The following is a 19,813-nucleotide window of genomic DNA, read 5'->3' on the forward strand; positions in this document are numbered from 1 at the left end:
CTCAATTCAACTGACATCAGGAGGTGACGTTTCCGTGGCTAGCGCGAACGAAGAGAAGCTTCTCGACAATCTGAAGTGGATGACCACTGAGCTGCGCCGGGCCCGTCGCCGCCTGACCGAGGTGGAGGCGGATGCGCAGGAACCGATCGCCATTGTGGCGATGAGCTGCCGTTTCCCCGGTGGCGTCGGTTCTCCAGAGGAGCTGTGGCAACTGGTCGCGGAGGGCGGCGACGCCATTTCCGGATTCCCCGCCGACCGCGGCTGGGACATCGAGGGGCTGGCCGATCCCGACCCCGACCGCAAGGGCACCTTCTACAACAGCGGCGGCGGATTCCTCGACGGCGCCGCCGAATTCGACCCCGGATTCTTCGGCATTTCGCCGCGCGAGGCCCTGGCCATGGACCCGCAGCAGCGGCTGCTGCTGGAAACGTCCTGGGAGGCGTTCGAGCGCGCGGGGATCGACCCGACGTCCGTCAAGGGCAGCCGCACCGGCGTGTACGTGGGCGCCGCGGCCATGGGCTACGGCTCCGATGCCCAGGGCGCGCCGGAGGAGCTGGAGGGCCTGCTGCTCACCGGCGGTGCCACCAGCGTGCTGTCCGGCCGTATCGCCTACACCTTCGGCCTCGAGGGCCCGGCCGCCACGATCGACACCGCGTGCTCGTCGTCGCTGGTCGCGCTGCACTGGGCGGCCCAGGCGCTGCGGCAGCGCGAATGCTCGCTGGCCCTCGTCGGCGGCGTCACCGTGATGCCCAACCCCGATGTGTTCGTGGAGTTCAGCCGCCAGCGCGGCCTCGCCCCCGACGGCCGCTGCAAGTCCTTCGCCGCGTCGGCGGACGGCACCGGCTGGTCCGAGGGCGTCGGCGTCCTGCTGGTGGAGCGGCTGTCGGACGCGAGGCGCAACGGCCACCAGGTGCTGGCCGTCGTGCGCGGCAGCGCGGTGAACCAGGACGGCGCGTCCAACGGTCTGACGGCGCCGAACGGCCCGTCCCAGCGGCGCGTCATCCGCCAGGCGCTGGAGAACGCCCGGCTGTCCGCCGCCGAGATCGACGTCGTCGAGGCGCATGGCACCGGCACCACGCTGGGCGACCCCATCGAGGCCCAGGCGCTGCTCGCCACCTACGGCCAGGAGCGGCCCGAGGGACGGCCGCTGTGGCTGGGCTCGCTCAAGTCCAACCTGGGCCACGCCCAGGCGGCGGCGGGTGTCGCGGGCGTCATCAAGATGGTCATGGCGATACGCCACGGCCTCATGCCCAAGACCCTCCACGTCGATGAGCCGTCCCCGACCGTGGACTGGACGGCGGGCGACGTCTCCCTGCTGACGGAGGCCCGCCCCTGGGACGAGACCGGCAGGCCGCGCCGGGCCGGAATCTCGGCCTTCGGCGTGAGCGGCACCAACGCCCACACCATCCTGGAGCAGGCCCCCGAGTCGGAGGCCCCGGAGGCCGAGGAGCCGTCGGCCACGGACGGGGACGCCGCGCCGGTCACCGCCACCGTGCTGCCGTGGCTCCTGTCCGCCAGGGACGCGTCGGCGCTGCGCGACAACGCCCGGCGCCTCGCCTCCCACCTCGACCGCGAACCCGCCCTGCGGACCGCCGATGTGGGCCACTCGCTGGCCACCGGCCGGGCGGCGCTGGAGCGGCGCGCGGTGCTCGTGGGCGAGGACCGCGCCGGGCTGGCCGCCGGTCTGGAGGCGCTGGCGCGGGGGGAGTCCGCGCCGGGGCTGATCGAGGGCACGGCCACCGAGGGTGAGACGGCGTTCCTGTTCACGGGGCAGGGGAGTCAGCGGCTGGGGATGGGTCGTGAGCTGTATGACGCCTATCCGGTGTTCGCGGACGCGCTGGACGCGGTGTGCGCGGAGCTGGACCCGCACCTTGAACGGCCCCTGAAGGAGGTTCTGTTCGGGGACGATGCTGAGGCCTTGGATCGGACGGGGTTCACCCAGCCCGCGCTGTTCGCGGTTGAGGTGGCGTTGTTCCGGCTGGTCTCGGATGCCTGGGGTCTGAAGGCGGACTTCCTGTCCGGGCACTCCATTGGTGAGCTTGCTGCCGCGCATGTGGCGGGTGTGCTCTCGCTCGCGGACGCCGCAAAATTGGTGGCGGCGCGTGGGCGGTTGATGCAGGAGCTGCCGGTCGGTGGCGCGATGATCGCGATCCAGGCGTCCGAGGATGAGGTGGCGCCGCTGCTGACCGAGCGGGTGTCGATTGCCGCGCTGAACGGGCCGTCGTCGGTGGTCGTCGCGGGTGATGAGGACGCGGCTGTCGCGATCGCGTCCGGTTTCGAGGCGCGGGGCCGTAAGACCAAGCGGCTCACGGTCAGCCATGCGTTCCACTCCCCGCGTATGGACGGGATGTTGGAGGCGCTCCGGGAGGTCGCGGAGGGGCTTACGTATGAGGCCCCGCGCATTCCGATCGTCTCCAACCTCACCGGGGATGTGGTGTCCGCCGAGGAGATCACCCGTCCGGACTTCTGGGTGCGCCACGTCCGCGAGGCCGTCCGCTTCCTCGACGGTGTGCGCACCCTCGAGGCCAAGGGCGTCACCACGTATATCGAGCTGGGCCCGGACGGTGTGCTCACCGCGATGGCCCAGGACTGCCTGACCCGCGACGACGCCACCCTTGTGCCCGCGCTGCGCAAGGACCGCCCCGAGGCCGAGGCGCTGACCACGGCCGTCGCGCGGGTGCATGTGCGCGGTGTGGCGGTGGACTGGGCCGGATACTTCGCCGGCAGGGACGCCCACCACGTGGACCTGCCGACGTATGCCTTCCAGCACGAGCGGTTCTGGCTGGAGCCTGGTGCGGCGTCCGTGGGCGATGTGGCCTCCGTGGGGCTGGAGTTGGCTGGCCATCCGCTGCTCGGCGCCGCGGTGCCGCTGGCGGAGACCGACGGGCTGGTGTTCACCGGACGGCTGGGTGTGGATACCCATCCGTGGCTGGCCGACCATGTGGTGCAGGGCGCGGTGGTGCTGCCCGGCACGGCGTTCGTCGAGCTCGCCGTCCGCGCCGGTGACCAGGTCGGCTGCGACCTGCTCGACGAACTGACCCTGCACGCCCCGCTGGTGCTGCCCGCGCGCGGTGGGGTCCGGCTGCAGCTCACCGTCGGCGCGCCCGACGGCGCCGGGCGGCGGTCGCTGACCGTACTGTCCCGCGCGGAGGACGCCCCGGCCGAGGAGCCGTGGACGCGACACGCCGACGGTGTGGTCGCCACGGGCGCGCCCCGGCCGTCGTTCGCGCTGACCGCGTGGCCGCCGCAGGGCGCAGAGGCGGCCCGTACCGAGGAGCTGTACGCGGCGCTCGCGGACGGCGGGCTGCGGTACGGCCCGGTGTTCCAGGGGCTCACGGCCGCGTGGCGGCGCGGGGACGAACTCTTCGCCGAGGTCCGGCTGGACGAGTCGGCCGCCTCCGACGCGCAGGCGTACGGTCTGCACCCGGCGCTGCTGGACTCGGCGCTGCACGCGCTCGGCCTGGACGGTCTGGGCGACGGTGATGGCGACGGCGGCCAGGGGCGGCTGCCGTTCGCCTGGAGCGGCGTGTCGCTGTACGCGAGCGGCGCCCCGGCGCTGCGGGTGCGGCTGGAGCTGCGCGGCGCGGACGGCGTCCGGCTGGAGATCGCGGACACCGCCGGTGCGCCGGTCGCGGCCGTGGACTCGCTGGTGCTGCGCGCCGTGTCGGCGGACCAGGTGCGGGCCGCGCGGGCGGCGTACCACGAGTCGCTGTTCCGCGTGGAGTGGACCGAACTCGCGGCCGGGGCGGGCGCTGGCGCCCCCGGCGGCGGCCGGTGGGCGGTGCTCGGCGCGGATGCGTTCGGGTTGGGTGCCACGGCCTACGCGGACCTCGCGGAGCTGGGCGAGGCCGTCGATTCCGGAACGGTGCTGCCGGAGTACGTAGTGGTGTGCCCGGCACATCAAGCCCGTCCGGCGCTTGAGGACCGGGGTCAAGGGGCGGAGCCCACCGTTTCGGGAAGGGGCGGGGTGGGGGAAAGCCCCTCACCCGCCACCACGGCGCATCAGGCCACCACTCGGGTGCTGGGGCTGCTCCAGCAGTGGCTGGCCGACGGCCGCTTCACGGACTCCACGCTGGTCCTGCTGACCTCGGGGGCCGTGGCCACCGAGGCCGGTGAGCCGGTGGCGGACCTCGCGGGCGCCGCCGTCCACGGTCTGCTGCGCACGGCGCAGGCCGAGAACCCGGACCGCTTCGTCCTCCTGGACACCGACGGCCAGGGCGCCTCGCTCGCGGCGCTTCCGGCCGCGCTGGCGGCGGGCGAGGAGCAGCTGGCCGTCCGCGCGGGCGTGGCCCGTATCCCGAGGCTGGCCAGGGTGCCGGTCGCGGACGAGACGACGGCGGGGGCGTTCGGCCCCGAGGGCACGGTGCTGGTGACCGGCGCGTCCGGTTCGCTGGGCGGCCTGGTGACCCGGCACTTGGTGGCCGAGCGTGGCGTACGACAGCTGCTGCTGGTCAGCCGCCGCGGCGACCGGGCCCCGGGCGCGGCAGAACTCGGCGCCGAGCTGGCCGAGTTGGGCGCGAACGTGCGCTGGGCGGCGTGTGATGTGGCCGACCGGGACGCGCTCGCCGCGGCCCTCGCCACCGTCCCCGCCGAGCACCCGCTGACGGCGGTCGTGCACACCGCGGGCGTGCTGGACGACGGTGTGATCGGCTCGCTGACGTCTGAGCGCGTCGACCACGTCCTGCGCCCGAAGGCGGACGCGGCGTGGAACCTCCACGAGCTCACCCGTGAGCTGGACCTGACCGCCTTCGTACTGTTCTCCTCCGCGTCGGGCGTGTTCGGCACCCCGGGCCAGGGCAACTACGCGGCGGCCAACGCCTTCCTGGACGCCCTGGCCGCACACCGCCGCACCGAGGGCCTGCCCGCCGTCTCGCTGGCCTGGGGCCCCTGGGCGGGCGCCGGGATGGCCGGTGGACTGGACGAGGCCGACATCAGCCGGATGCGGCGCGCCGGACTGCCGCCGCTGTCCCCGGCGGACGGCCTGGCGCTCCTGGACACCGCGCTCACCACGGACGAGGCGGCACCGGTCCCGATGCGCGTGGACGCCGTGGCGCTGCGCGCCCAGGCCGCGGCGGGCGCGCTGGCGCCGCTGCTGCGCGGGCTGGTGCGGGTCCCGGTGCGCCGCGCCGTCGACACCGCCGCGGGCGGCGGCTCCGCGCTGGCGGAGCGGCTGGCCGGGCTGAGCGCGGCCGAGCAGGACCGGCTGCTGCTCGACCTGGTGCGGGCGCAGGTGGCGGCCGTCCTCGGCTACGCGGGCCCGCAGGCCGTCGAGGAGGGCCGGGCGTTCAAGGACCTGGGCTTCGACTCGCTGACCGCCGTCGAGCTGCGCAACCTGCTGCGCGAGGCCACCGGGCTGCGGCTGCCGCCGACGCTCGTCTTCGACTACCCCACCTCGGCCGCCCTGGCCGGCCATCTGCGCCAGGAGATCGTCGGGGATCCGGCCGACACCATCGCACCCGACCGGGTGATCAGCGCGGCGGACCGCGACGACCCGATCGCGATCGTCGCCATGAGCTGCCGCTTCCCCGGCGGGGTGCACTCGCCCGAGGAGCTGTGGCGGCTGCTGGTGGCCGGTGACGACGCCATCACGCCGTTCCCCGCCGACCGCGGCTGGGACCTCGCCACCCTTTACAGCGACGACCCCGACCTCGAGGGCACCAGCTACACCCGCGAGGGCGGCTTCCTGCACGACGTGGCCGACTTCGACGCCCCGTTCTTCGGGATCTCGCCGCGCGAGGCCCTGGCCATGGACCCGCAGCAGCGGCTGCTGATGGAGACCACCTGGGAGGCGTTCGAGCGGGCCGGGATCGACCCGGCCACCCTGCGCGGCAGCCGTACCGGCGTCTACATCGGCTCCAACGACCAGGACTACCTGACCCTGTGGCTGAACGAGCCGCAGGGCCTCGAGGGCCACCTCGGCACCGGCAACTCCTCCAGCGTGGCCTCCGGCCGCCTCTCCTACGCCTTCGGGCTCGAGGGCCCCGCGGTCACCATCGACACCGCCTGCTCGTCCTCGGTGGTGGCGCTGCACCTGGCCGCGCAGGCACTGCGCAACGGCGAGTGCTCGCTCGCGCTGGCCGGTGCCGTCACGGTCATGTCCACCCCGGGCGCCTTCCTGGAGTTCAGCCGACAGCGCGGACTGGCCGCCGACGGCCGGATCAAGGCGTTCTCGGCGGACGCGGACGGCACCAACTGGTCCGAGGGCGTGGGCCTGTTCCTGGTGGAGCGGCTGTCCGACGCCCGCAGGAACGGCCACCCGGTGCTCGCCGTGCTGCGCTCCACCGCCATCAACCAGGACGGCGCGTCCAACGGCCTCACGGCGCCCAACGGCCCGTCCCAGCAGCGCGTCATCCGGCAGGCCCTCGCCAACGCCGGTCTCTCGGCCACGGACATCGACGCCGTGGAGGCCCACGGCACCGGGACGACGCTCGGCGACCCGATCGAGGCCCAGGCGCTGCTCGCCACCTACGGCCAGGACCGGCCCGAGGGCCGACCGCTGTGGCTGGGTTCGGTGAAGTCCAACATCGGCCACACCCAGGCCGTGGCGGGCGCCGCGGGCATCATGAAGATGGTCCTGGCGATGCGGCACGGTGTGCTGCCGCGGACCCTGCACGTCAGCGAGCCGACCCCGCACGTCGACTGGACCGCGGGGGACATCGAGCTGCTGACCGAGGCCCGGCCCTGGCCGGAGACCGGCCGTCCGCGCCGCGCGGGCGTGTCGTCGTTCGGCTTCAGCGGCACCAACTCCCACGCGGTCATCGAGCAGGCCCCGGCGATGGAACGGGCCCCGGCCGTGGACGCGGTCACCGCGCCCGCCCCCGAGCGGTCCCTCCCCCTCCTCGCCTGGCCGGTCTCGGCCCGTACCGAGGACGCGCTACGGGCTCAGGCCGCACGGCTGCGCCCCTCCGTGGCCGCAGGGGCCGACGCGCCGCGCCCGCTCGACCTCGCCTACTCCCTGGCCACTTCGCGCGCCGCCCTGGAACACCGGGCCGTGCTGCTCGGCCGGGACAGCGGTCTCCTCGGCGACCAGCTCGCGGCGCTGGCCGAGGGGCGCGGCGCGGCGGGGCTCGTCAAGGGTTCGGTGGCCGGTGGCAAGGTGGCGTTCCTGTTCACGGGGCAGGGGAGTCAGCGGCTGGGGATGGGGCGTGAGCTGTATGACGCCTATCCGGTGTTCGCGGAGGCTCTGGACGAGGTGTGTGCGGAGCTGGACCGGCACCTTGAACGGCCGCTTCGTGAGGTGCTGTTCGGGGATGACGCGGCGGTGCTGGATCGGACGGGGTTCACCCAGCCCGCGCTGTTCGCGGTCGAGGTGGCGCTGTTCCGGCTGGTCTCGGATGCCTGGGGGCTGAAGGCGGACTTCCTGTCCGGGCATTCGATCGGTGAGCTGGCCGCCGCGCATGTGGCCGGTGTGTTGTCGTTGGCTGACGCGGCGAAGCTGGTGGCGGCGCGTGGGCGGTTGATGCAGGAGCTTCCGGCGGGTGGCGTGATGATCGCCCTCCAGGCCTCCGAGGACGAGGTGCTGCCGCTGCTCACCGAGCGTGTCGCGATCGCCGCGCTCAATGGGCCCACGTCGGTGGTCATCGCGGGTGATGAGGACGCGGCGGCTGAGATCGCCTCCGGTTTTGAGGCGCAGGGTCGGAAGATCAAGCGGCTGACCGTGAGCCATGCGTTCCACTCGCCGCGTATGGACGGGATGCTGGAGGCGTTCCGGGAGGTGGCGCAGGGGCTGTCGTACGAGGCCCCGAGCATTCCGATCGTGTCCAACCTGACCGGTGAGCTGGTCTCCGCCGAGGAGATCACCAGCCCGGACTTCTGGGTGCGCCACGTCCGCGAGGCGGTCCGCTTCCTCGACGGCGTACGGACGTTGGAGGCCCAAGGCGTCACCACCTACGTCGAGTTGGGCCCCGACGGTGTGCTGACCGCGATGGCCCAGGACTGCGTGGCCGACGCCGACGCGGCCGGTTTCGCCGCCGCGCTGCGCACGGACCGCCCCGAGGCCGAGACCGTCACCGCAGCGCTCGCCCAGGCATATGTCCGGGGCGCCGAGGTGGACTGGTCGGGGTACTTCGCCGGGACCGGCGCCCACCGCGTCGACCTGCCGACGTACGCGTTCCAGCGCCGCCGCTACTGGCCGGACACCCTCGCCGCCGGGACCCCGGCCGAGGGCACCGTGGACGCGGTGGACGCGCGGTTCTGGGCGGCCGTGGAGCGCGAGGACTGGGAGTCGCTCGCCGGTGAGCTGCGGGTCGAGGGCGACCAGCCGCTCAGCACGGTGCTGCCCGCCCTGTCCTCGTGGCGCCGCGCCCAGCGCGAGCGGTCCGCCGCCGACCGCCACCTCTACAACGTGGTGTGGAAGCCGCGTCCGCAGAGCGGTCCGTCCGGTTCCCCGGCCCCGTCCGGCACCTGGCTGACCGTCGTCCCGGCGAGCCACGCCGACGACCCGCGGATCACCGCCGTGGCCGACGAACTGACCCGGCGCGGCGTCCGTGTCGTACGCCTCGCACTGGACGCCGCCGACACCGATCCCGCCGCCCTGGCCGACCGCCTCGCCGCCTCGTCGGCCGACGGCCCGGTGGCCGGGGTGCTGTCCCTGCTGGCGCTGGACGAGCGGCCGCACCCGGAGCACCCGGCGGTGCCGGTCGGTCTCGCGCTGACCGGTGCGCTGGCCGAGGCGCTGGCGCTGCGGGGCGACGACGTCCCGGCGCGGCTGTGGTGCGCCACCCGGGGCGCGGTCTCGACCGGCGGCGCCGACCGGCTGGAGAGCGCCACCCAGGCCCAGGTCTGGGGCTACGGCCGGGTGGTCGCCCTGGAGCAGCCCGAGCGCTGGGGCGGTTTGGTGGACCTGCCGGAGAGCGTGGACGAGCGGGCGCTGGACCGGCTCGCGGCCGTGCTCGCCGGACCGGACGACGAGGACCAGGTGGCGATCCGCGCCACCGGGGTCTTCGTACGCCGCCTCGTCCCGGCCCCGCGCACCGCGGCCACCGCGGCGGCCGAGCCCTGGACGCCGCACGGCACCGTGCTGGTGACCGGCGGCACGGGCGCCCTGGGGCGGCACGTGGCCCGTTGGCTGGCCGACCACGGCGCGGAGCGGCTGGTGCTGCTCAGCCGACGTGGCCCCGACGCGCCGGGCGCGGCCGAGATCGTGGCCGAGCTGTCCGGCACCGGCACCGCCGTGACCGTCGAGGCATGCGATGTGGCCGACCGCCACGCGCTCGCCGCGCTGGTGGAGAAGCTGGCCGCCAACGGCAGCCCGGTCCGTGCCGTGGTGCACTCGGCCGGGATCTCCCAGGAGCCCGGCACCGGCACCGAACTCCCCGAGTTCGCCCGGATCGTGGCGGCCAAGACGGCCGGGGCCGTCCACCTCGACGCGCTCTTCGGCGAGGACGCCGACCCGCTGGACGCCTTCGTGCTCTTCTCCTCGATCGCCGGGGTGTGGGGCAGCGGTGGCCAGGGCGCCTACGCGGCCGGGAACGCCTTCCTCGACGCGCTGGCCGAAGCGCGCCGGGCCCGTGGCCTGCCCGCCACCTCGGTGGCCTGGGGCCCGTGGGCCGACGGCGGCATGGCCGCCGAAGGCGACGCCGAGGAGCAGCTGCGCCGCCGTGGACTGCCGCCGATGGCACCGGAGTCGAACATGGTCGCCTTCCAGCGGGTGCTCTCCCGCGAGGAGACCGCCGTGACGGTGGCCGATGTCGACTGGGAGCGCTTCGCCCCGGCCTTCACCGCCGCCCGCCCCCGCCCGCTGATCGACGATCTGCCGCAGGTGGCCAAGGCGCTGCGCGGCGACGACAGCGAGCCCACGGCCACCGCGGCCGACGGCGCGCCGGCCCTGCGCGACCGGCTCGCCGGGCTGTCCGCGGCCGAGCGCGAGGACGCGGTGCTCGAGCTGGTCCGCACCCATGTGGCCAGCGCACTCGGCCATGCCTCCGGCGCTGAGGTCGAGGCCGGGCGCGCCTTCAACGAGTTGGGCTTCGACTCGCTCACCGCGGTCGAACTGCGCACCCGGCTCGGCGCGGCCACCGGTCTCAAGCTGCCCGCCAGCCTGGTCTACGACTACCCGACCCCGGCCGCGCTCGCCGAGCACCTGCTGGCCGAGCTGGTCCCGGACGGACCGGGCCACGGCCCCGGCCACGCCCTGCCCGATGTGGACCTCGACCCGCGGGACGCCGAGCTGCGCCGCACCCTGGCCACCATCCCGATGAGCCGGATCCGGGAGGCCGGGCTGCTGGACACGCTGCTCAGGCTGGCCGATCCACAGGCCGCCGGTTCCGACCCCAGCCGCGCCGAGGACGAGGCGGAGTCCATCGACGAGATGGACGTCCAGCACCTCATCGACATGGCGCTCGACCTCGACAGCCTCGACGGCAACGATTCCTGACGCGGGCCCAAGCACGGAGTACACGATGACAACCCCCAACGAAAAGCTCGTTGACGCGCTGCGGGCCTCGCTGAAGGAAGCCGAGCGGCTGCGGAAGCAGAACCAGCAGCTCACCGACGCCTCCCGGGAGCCGATCGCGATCGTCGGCATGAGCTGCCGGTTCCCCGGCGGCGTCGGCAGCCCCGAGGAGCTGTGGCGGCTCGTCGCGGACGGCCGCGACGCCATCTCCGGCTTCCCCGACGACCGCGGCTGGGACATCGAGTCGCTGTACGACCCGGACCCGGAGCGCGAGGGCACGTTCTACGCCCGCGGGGGCGGCTTCCTCTACGACGCCAGCCGGTTCGACCCGGGCTTCTTCGGGATCTCGCCGCGCGAGGCGCTGGCGATGGATCCGCAGCAGCGGCTGCTGCTGGAGACCTCGTGGGAGGCGTTCGAGCGGGCCGGGATCGACCCGGCGACGGTGCGGGGCTCGCGCACCGGTGTGTTCGTCGGCGCGTCCACGCAGGCGTACGGGGCGGGGGAGTACGACCTGCCGGAGGGCGTCGAGGGCCATCTGCTCACCGGCACCGCCTCCAGCGTCGCGTCCGGACGGCTCTCCTACGCCTTCGGCCTCGAGGGCCCGGCGGCCACCGTCGACACCGCCTGCTCCTCCTCTTCGGTCGCGCTGCACCTGGCGGTCCAGGCGCTGCGGCAGAGCGAGTGCTCGCTGGCGGTGGCGGCGGGCGCGACCGTGTTGTCGTCCCCGGACGTGTTCGTGGAGTTCAGCCGCCAGCGCGGCCTCTCCGCCGACGGCCGCTGCAAGTCCTTCGCGGCCTCGGCGGACGGCACGGGCTGGTCGGAGGGTGTCGCCGTGCTGCTGGTGGAGCGGCTTTCGGACGCGCGGCGGAACGGCCACCCGGTGCTTGCGGTGGTGCGTGGCAGCGCGGTGAACCAGGACGGTGCGTCCAACGGTCTGACGGCGCCGAACGGCCCGTCCCAGCGGCGCGTCATCCGCCAGGCCCTGGAGAACGCCCGGCTGGCTCCCGCCGACGTGGACGCGGTGGAGGCCCACGGCACGGGCACGACGCTCGGCGACCCGATCGAGGCCCAGGCGCTGCTCGCCACCTACGGTCAGGAGCGGCCGGAGGGGCGGCCGCTGTGGCTCGGCTCGCTGAAGTCGAACATCGGCCACACCCAGAACGTCGCCGGTATCGGCGGTGTCATCAAGATGGTGATGGCGATGCGGCATGGTGTGCTGCCGCGGACGCTGCACGTGGACGAGCCCACCCCGCATGTCGACTGGTCGGCGGGCGAGGTGTCCCTGCTGACCGAGGCGCGGCCGTGGCCGGAGACCGGCCAGCCGCGCCGGGCGGGTGTGTCGTCGTTCGGCGTGAGCGGCACGAACGTGCACACGATCATCGAGCAGGCGCCGGTGGTGGAGGCGGTCTCTGCGGATGCTGTGGCTCCGGGTGTGGTGCCGTGGGTGCTTTCGGGCCGGGGCGCGGATGCGTTGCGGGCCCAGGCGGAGCGGTTGGTGGCGCATGTGGAGTCGCGGGGCGAGCTGCGCCCGGTGGATGTGGGGTTCTCGCTGGCGACCGGGCGGTCGGCTTTTGAGCACCGTGCGGTGGTGGTCGCTGAGGGCAGGGACGGGCTGCTGACGGGTCTGGGTGCGCTGGCGCGGGGTGAGTCCGCGCCGGGTGTGGTCGAGGGCTCGGTGGCCGGTGGCAAGGTGGCGTTCCTGTTTACGGGGCAGGGGAGTCAGCGGCTGGGGATGGGGCGTGAGCTGTATGACGCCTATCCGGTGTTCGCGGAGGCTCTGGATGAGGTGTGTGCGGAGCTGGACCGGCACCTTGAACGGCCGCTTCGTGACGTGCTGTTCGGGGATGACGCGGCGGTGCTGGATCGGACGGGGTTCACCCAGCCCGCGCTGTTCGCGGTTGAGGTGGCGCTGTTCCGGTTGGTTTCCGAGGCGTGGGGTCTGCGGCCCGACTTCCTGTCCGGGCATTCGATCGGTGAGCTGGCCGCCGCGCATGTGGCGGGGGTGCTGTCGCTGGCGGATGCGGCGCGGTTGGTGGCGGCGCGTGGGCGGTTGATGCAGGAGCTTCCGGCCGGTGGCGCGATGATCGCGGTGCAGGCGTCGGAGGACGAGGTGGCGCCGCTGCTGAATGAGCGGGTCAGCATTGCCGCGCTGAATGGGCCGTCGTCGGTGGTCATCGCGGGTGATGAAAACGCGGCTGTCGCACTCGCGGCCGGTTTCGAGGCGCGGGGCCGTAAGGTCAAGCGGCTCGCCGTGAGCCATGCGTTCCACTCGCCGCGTATGGACGGGATGCTGGAGGCGTTCCGGGAGGTGGCGCAGGGGCTGTCGTACGAGGCCCCGAGCATTCCGATCGTGTCCAACCTGACCGGTGAGCTGGTCTCCGCCGAGGAGATCACGAACCCGGACTTCTGGGTGCGCCACGTCCGCCAGGCGGTCCGCTTCCTCGATGGCGTACGGACCCTCGAGGCGCAGCACGTCTCCACGTTCATCGAGCTGGGCCCGGACGGTGTGCTCACCGCGATGGCCCAGGACTGCGTGACCGACTCCGCGTCCGACGTCGCGTTCATCGCGGCGCTGCGTAGGGACCGTCCCGAGGCCGAGGCGCTGGCCACGGCCGTCGCCCGGGCCCATGTCCGTGGTGTGGTGCCGGACTGGGCCGGGTACTTCGCAGGGACCGGCGCCCAGCGCGTCGACCTGCCGACGTATGCCTTCCAGCGCGAGCGGTTCTGGCTGGAGCCCGGTGCGGCGTCGGTGGGCGATGTGGCCTCCGTGGGGCTGGAGTTGGCTGGCCATCCGCTGCTTGGCGCCGCGGTGCCGCTGGCGGAGTCCGATGGGCTGGTGTTCACCGGACGGCTGGGCCTCGACACCCATCCGTGGCTGGCCGAGCACACGGTCCGGGACGCGGTGGTGGTGCCGGGTTCGGCGTTCGTGGAGCTCGCGGTCCGCGCCGGTGACCAGCTCGGCTGCGACCTCCTCGACGAGCTGGCCGTGCACACCCCGCTGGTGCTGCCCGTACGCGGTGGCGTCCGGCTGCAGGTCACGGTCGGCGCGCCGGACGGCTCCGGGCGGCGCTCGTTCACCGTCTCCTCCCGTACGGAGGACGCCGCCGCCGATACGGCGTGGGTGCGCAACGCGAGCGGTGTGCTCGCCTCCGGCGCCCCCGGCCCGTCGTTCGACCTCACCGAGTGGCCGCCGACCGCCGCCGAGGCCATCGAGCCCGGCGCGCTCTACGCCCGGCTGACCGGGGACGGGCTGCGGTACGGCCCGGCGTTCCAGGGGCTAACGGCCGCGTGGCGGCGCGGGGACGAACTCTTCGCCGAGGTCCGGCTGGACGACGACGCCAGGCCGGGAGCCGAGGAGTTCGCCGTGCACCCGGCGCTGCTTGACGCCGCCCTGCACGTCCTCCACGGCCGCGACGGCGCCCGGCTGGCCGACGGCTGGCAGGGCGTCTCCCTGTACGCGGAGGGCGCGTCCGCGCTGCGCGTACGCATCGCGCCGGCCGGGGCCGACACGGTGTCCCTGGCGCTGGCCGACGCCACGGGCGAGCCGGTCGCGGTCGTGGACGGCCTGCGCTGCCGTACGCTGCCCGACGACCTGACCGGTGACGCGGATGTGGCACGGCGGAACCTGTTCCAGCTGGACTGGGCGGCCCCGCAGACCGGCTCCGCCGGTCCGGACGCCGCCACTCGCCGTATCGTCCTGGGCGACGACCCGTTCGGGCTGGTCGCGGCCGGAGTGGCCGCCGACTCCGCCCCGGATCTGGCCGTGCTGGGCGCCTCCGTGGAGGCGGGCGACACCGCCGCTCCGGAACTGGTCCTCGCGTCCTTCGCGCCCGTTTCCGGCGACGGGAGCGAGAACGTGGCCGAGGCCGCGCACCGGGAGGCGCGGCGTGCGCTGGCCCTGGTGCAGGGCTGGCTGGCCGATGAGCGGTTCGGCGATGCGCGGTTGGCGCTGGTCACCCGGGGCGCGATGGCCGCCGACGCCGAGGAGGACGTCACCGACCCGGCACACGCGCCCCTGTGGGGCCTGGTGCGCTCCGCCGAGACGGAGAACCCCGGCCGCTTCGTCCTGGTGGACATGGACGCGGGGGCGGCTGAAGCCGCCGGGGTCGCCGGGCCCGCTGAGGCGGCTGGCGCCGTCGGGACCGCCGGGGTCGCCGGGGACGCTGGGGCGGCTCGCGCCGTCGGGACCGACGAGGCGGCTGGCATCGCTGGGCCCGACGAGGCGGCTGGCGCCGCCGTGGTCGCGGGGACGGCTGAAGTCGCGGGAGCGGCTTTCGCCGCTGGGACCGCTGGGACCGCCGAGGTCCTCGGCACCTTCGCTGACGCGCTCTCCGACGCCCTGGCCACCGGCGAGCCCGAGCTCGCCCTCCGCGCGGGCCGGGCCCTAGCACCCCGGCTGGCCCGTGCCACGGCCCCGCCCCCGGCCTCGGCCCAGGACTCGGGATTGGCCGTGGATGCGGCCACCAATCCACTGCCCGGCACCTTCGCGTTTGACGGCGACGGGACCGTGCTCATCACCGGTGGCACCGGTGCCCTCGGGCGGCTGCTCGCCCGGCATCTGGTGGCCGAGCACGGCGTGCGCCATCTGTTGTTGGCCAGCCGACGTGGCGCGGATGCCGACGGTGCCCTCGAGTTGGCCGCCGAGCTCCGTGCGCGGGGTGCCGAGGTCACCCTCGCCGCCTGCGACGCCGCCGACCGTGACGCGCTCGCCGCTACCCTGGCGGCCGTTCCGGCCGGGCATCCGCTGACGGCCGTCGTGCACACCGCCGGTGTGCTGGACGACGCGACGGCCGCCGCCCTGACCCCCGAGCAGCTGGAACGGGTGCTGCGCCCCAAGGTGGACGCGGCGTGGAATCTGCACGAGCTCACCCGCGACCTCGACCTGTCCGCGTTCGTGCTGTTCTCCGCCATCGCGGGCACGCTGGGCGGTGCGGGCCAGGCCAACTACGCCGCGGCCAACGTCTTCCTCGACGCGCTCGCCGCACACCGCCGTGCGGCGGGCCTGCCCGCCACCTCGCTGGTGTGGGGCCTGTGGGCCCAGTCGGGCGGGATCACCGGCGGTCTGACGGAAGCCGATCTGCTGCGGCTGGCCCGCAGCGGCATGGGCGCCCTCACCGACGACGAGGGCATGGCGCTCTTCGACGCCGCGCACCGCACCGCCCACCACACCGGCCGCAACCTGCTGATCCCGGCCCGTCTCGACCTCGCCGCACTGCGCTCCGCCGCCGGATCCGGCCCGGTCCCGGCGCTGCTGCGCGGGCTGATCCGGACCACCGGCCGACGCACCGCCACGGGTGTGCTCGCCGCCGGCTCGTCCCTGGCCGAGCGGCTGCGCGCGCTCTCCCCGAACGAGCGCCGCCGTACGCTGCTCGACCTCGTCCGCGGCCATGTGGCCACGGCACTCGGCCACGCCTCCGCCGATGCCGTCGAAGCCCGCCGCGCCTTCAAGGAACTGGGCTTCGACTCGCTCACCGCCGTCGAACTGCGCAACCGGCTCTCCGCCGCCACCGGGCTCAAGCTGCCCACCACGATCGTCTTCGACCACCCCAACCCCACCGTCCTCGCCGACCACCTCCGCGTCGAACTCCTCGGCCCGGACGGGACCGAGGCCGAGGGCCTGGCCGAGCTGGCGGACCCGGCACTCGCCACCGCCACCACTGCGGTCTCCCTCGCCGACGACCCGATCGCCATCGTCGCGATGGGCTGCCGCTACCCCGGCGACGTCCGCTCGCCCGAGGACCTGTGGCAGCTCGTGGCCACGGGCTCGGACGCCATCACCGGATTCCCCGTCAACCGCAACTGGGAGAGCCAGTGGGCGGCGGACGGCGAAGACGCCGACACCGGTCCGTCCGACTACGCCCGCGCCGGTGGCTTCCTGCACGACGCGGACCTCTTCGACGCGGCCTTCTTCGGGATCTCGCCGCGCGAGGCGCTGGCCATGGACCCGCAGCAGCGGCTGCTGCTGGAGACGTCCTGGGAGGTCTTCGAGCGCGCCGGGATCGACCCGGACGCGCTGCGCGGCCGCTCGGTCGGCGTGTTCGTGGGCGCCGCCTACAGCGGCTATGACGCGGGCCTGGAGCAGGCCGGTGCCGAGGTCGCGGGCCATGTGATGACGGGCAACGCGGGCAGCGTCATGTCCGGCCGCATCGCCTACGCCCTCGGTCTGGAGGGCCCGGCGGTCACCGTCGACACGGCGTGCTCGTCGTCACTCGTGGCGCTGCACTGGGCGATCCAGGCGCTGCGCCAGGGCGAGTGCACGATGGCGCTCGCGGGTGGTGTCACCGTGATGACGACGCCCGGACACTTCACCGAGTTCAGCCGCCAGGGCGGCCTGGCCGCCGACGGGCGCTGCAAGCCGTTCGCGGCCGGTGCGGACGGCACGGGCTGGGGCGAGGGCATCGGCATGCTGCTGGTGGAGCGGCTGTCGGACGCGCGGCGCAACGGCCACCAGGTGCTGGCCGTGGTGCGCGGCTCCGCCGTCAACCAGGACGGTGCGAGCAACGGCCTCACGGCGCCGAACGGCCCGTCCCAGCAGCGCGTCATCCGCAAGGCGCTGACCAGCGCCGGGCTGACCAGCGGCGATGTGGACGTGGTGGAGGCGCACGGCACGGGTACGACGCTGGGCGACCCGATCGAGGCGCAGGCGCTGCTGGCCACGTACGGCCAGGAGCGGGCCGGGGGGCAGCCGTTGTGGCTGGGCTCCATCAAGTCCAACATCGGCCACGCCCAGGCGGCGGCCGGTGTCGCCGGAATCATCAAGATGGTGATGGCGATGCGGCACGGCGTGCTGCCGCAGACGCTGCACGTGGACGGGCCGTCGCCGCATGTCGACTGGACGTCCGGTGATATCGCGCTGCTGACGGAGCGGATGGCGTGGCCGGAGACCGGCCGCGTGCGGCGGGCCGCGGTGTCCTCGTTCGGCATCAGCGGCACCAACGCCCACACCATCATCGAGCAGGCCCCGGCCACCGCCGCCGAGCCGGTGGCGGGCGCCGAACCGCTGGTGGCCGAGCCCGTGGCGGGCCCCGAGCGGGACGGCTCCGGTGTGCTGCCGTACGCGCTCTCGGCCAAGGGCACCGACGCCCTGCGCGCCCAGGCCGAGCGGCTGTACGCCCATCTGACCGCCCGGCCCGACCTCGAACCCGCCGACGTGGCCCACACCCTGGCCACCGGCCGCGCCGCGCTGGACGCACGCGCGGTGCTGGTCGCGAACGGCAGGGACGACCTGCTGGCCGGTCTTGACGCGGTGGCGCGGGGGGAGTCCGCGCCGGGGCTGGTCCAGGGCGCGGTCGCCGAGGGCGAGACGGCGTTCCTGTTCACCGGGCAGGGCAGCCAGCGGCTCGGGATGGGCCGCGAGCTGTACCACGCCCATCCGGTGTTCGCGGAGGCGCTGGACGCGGTCTGCGATGAGCTGGACCGGCACCTTGAAGGGCCGCTGAAGACGGTGCTGTTCGGGGATGACGCCGCCGCGCTCGACCAGACCGGGTTCACCCAGCCCGCGCTGTTCGCGGTTGAGGTGGCACTGTTCCGGTTGGTTTCTGAGGCGTGGGGTCTGACACCGGACTACCTGTCGGGGCATTCGATCGGTGAGCTGGCCGCCGCGCATGTGGCGGGTGTGCTCTCGCTCGCGGACGCGGCGAAGTTGGTGGCGGCGCGTGGCCGGTTGATGCAGGAGCTTCCGGCCGGTGGTGCGATGGTGGCGCTGCAGGCGTCGGAGGACGAGGTGGCGCCGCTGCTGAATGAGCGGGTGTCGATCGCGGCCGTCAACGGCCCGACCTCCGTGGTCATCGCGGGCGACGAGGACGCGGTGCTGGAGATCGCTTCCGGTTTCGAGGCCCAGGGCCGTAAGACCAAGCGGCTCACGGTCAGCCACGCCTTCCACTCGCCGTGTATGGACGGGATGTTGGAGGCGTTCCGCGAGGTGGCGGAGGGGCTTGCGTACGAGGCCCCGCGCATTCCGATCGTCTCCAACCTGACCGGGAACGTCGTCGCCGCCGAGGAGATCACGACACCGGACTTCTGGGTGCGCCACGTTCGCGAGGCCGTCCGCTTCCTCGATGGCATCCGGACCCTCGAGGCCCAGGGCGTGACGACCTTCGTCGAGCTCGGCCCCGACGGTGTGCTGACGGCCATGGCCCAGGACTGCGTCACCGACGCCGAGGGGTCCGCGTTCGTCTCCGCGCTGCGCAAGGACCGCCCCGAGGCCGAGGCGCTGACCACGGCCGTCGCCCGCGCCCATGTGCGCGGCGTGGCGCCGGACTGGGCCGGGTACTTCGCCGGGACCGGCGCCCAGCGCGTCGACCTGCCGACGTACGCCTTCCAGCACCGCCGCTACTGGCCGGAGGAGCCGGTGGCGGGCCTGACCGCCGCCGCGGGTGTCGACGGCTGGCGGTACCAGGTGGCGTGGAAGCCGCTGTCGCTGGGCTCCGCGGCCCGGCTGTCCGGGGTGTGGCTGGTCGTCGCCCCCGCCGAGGACGCCGCCGCCGACGCATGGGCGGACGGAGTCGTCCGTACGCTGACCGAGCGGGGCGCCGAAGCACGGCGGCTCGACCTCACCGACGGCGCCGACGGCGGCGAGCGCGCCGACGCCCCCGCCGAGGACCGCGCGTCCATCGCCGAGCGGCTGCGCACGGCGGCCGACGGTGGCCCCGTGGCCGGTGTGCTCTCGCTGCTGGCCACCGGGGACGCCGACGCCCTGCTGCCCACGGCCGCCCTCGTGCAGGCCATGGGCGACGCCGCGATCGACGCGCCGCTGTGGTGCGCCACCCGGGGCGCGGTCTCGACGGGGCGCCGGGGCGAGCCGGTGGACCCGGCCCGTGCGCGGGTCTGGGGCCTGGGCCGGGTGGCGGCCCTGGAGCTGCCCGACCGCTGGGGCGGGCTCATCGACCTCCCCGAGACGATGACCGACCGGGTGCTGTCGCGGCTCGCGGTGGTGCTCGCCGGGGCCGGGGACGAGGACCAGATCGCCGTCCGCGGCTCCGGGGTGTTCGGCCGCCGCCTGGCGCGGGCGACCGCACGGCCGGTGGCGGACTCCGAGGGCTGGAACGCCCACGGCTCGGTGCTGGTGACGGGTGGTACGGGCGCGTTGGGCGCGTATGTGGCCCGTTGGTTGATCGGCAAGGGTGCCGAGCATGTGGTGCTCACCAGTCGTCGTGGCCTCGATGCCCCGGGTGCGGCCGGGTTGCGGGATGAACTCGCAGCTTCTGGCGCCCGGGTGACGGTGGTTGCGTGTGATGTGGCGGATCGGGAGGCGCTGGCCGGGGTGTTGGCCGACATTCCGGCCGAGCTGCCGTTGACGGCGGTGGTGCACGCGGCCGGGGTGCTGGACGACGGCGTGCTGGAGTCGCTGACGCCGGAGCGTTTCGCCACCGTTCTGCGTGCGAAGGCGGATGCCGCGGCCAACCTCCATGAGCTGACGCG

2 protein-coding genes are annotated in these 19,813 nt (G+C 74.3%); both read left to right on the forward strand.

What is annotated here, in order from left to right:
* Positions 1 to 34 precede the first annotated feature (34 nt).
* Complete coding sequence (locus VT50_RS23885; RefSeq protein ID WP_079343877.1) at positions 35 to 10,375, forward strand: type I polyketide synthase; 10,341 nt, start codon at positions 35 to 37, stop codon at positions 10,373 to 10,375.
* 70 nt (positions 10,376 to 10,445) lie between these two features.
* A partial coding sequence (locus VT50_RS23890; RefSeq protein WP_420822217.1) for a type I polyketide synthase occupies positions 10,446 to 19,813 on the forward strand: 9,368 nt, incomplete at its 3' end.

This window comes from Streptomyces antioxidans (assembly GCF_000968685.2).
Classification (GTDB): domain Bacteria; phylum Actinomycetota; class Actinomycetes; order Streptomycetales; family Streptomycetaceae; genus Streptomyces; species Streptomyces antioxidans.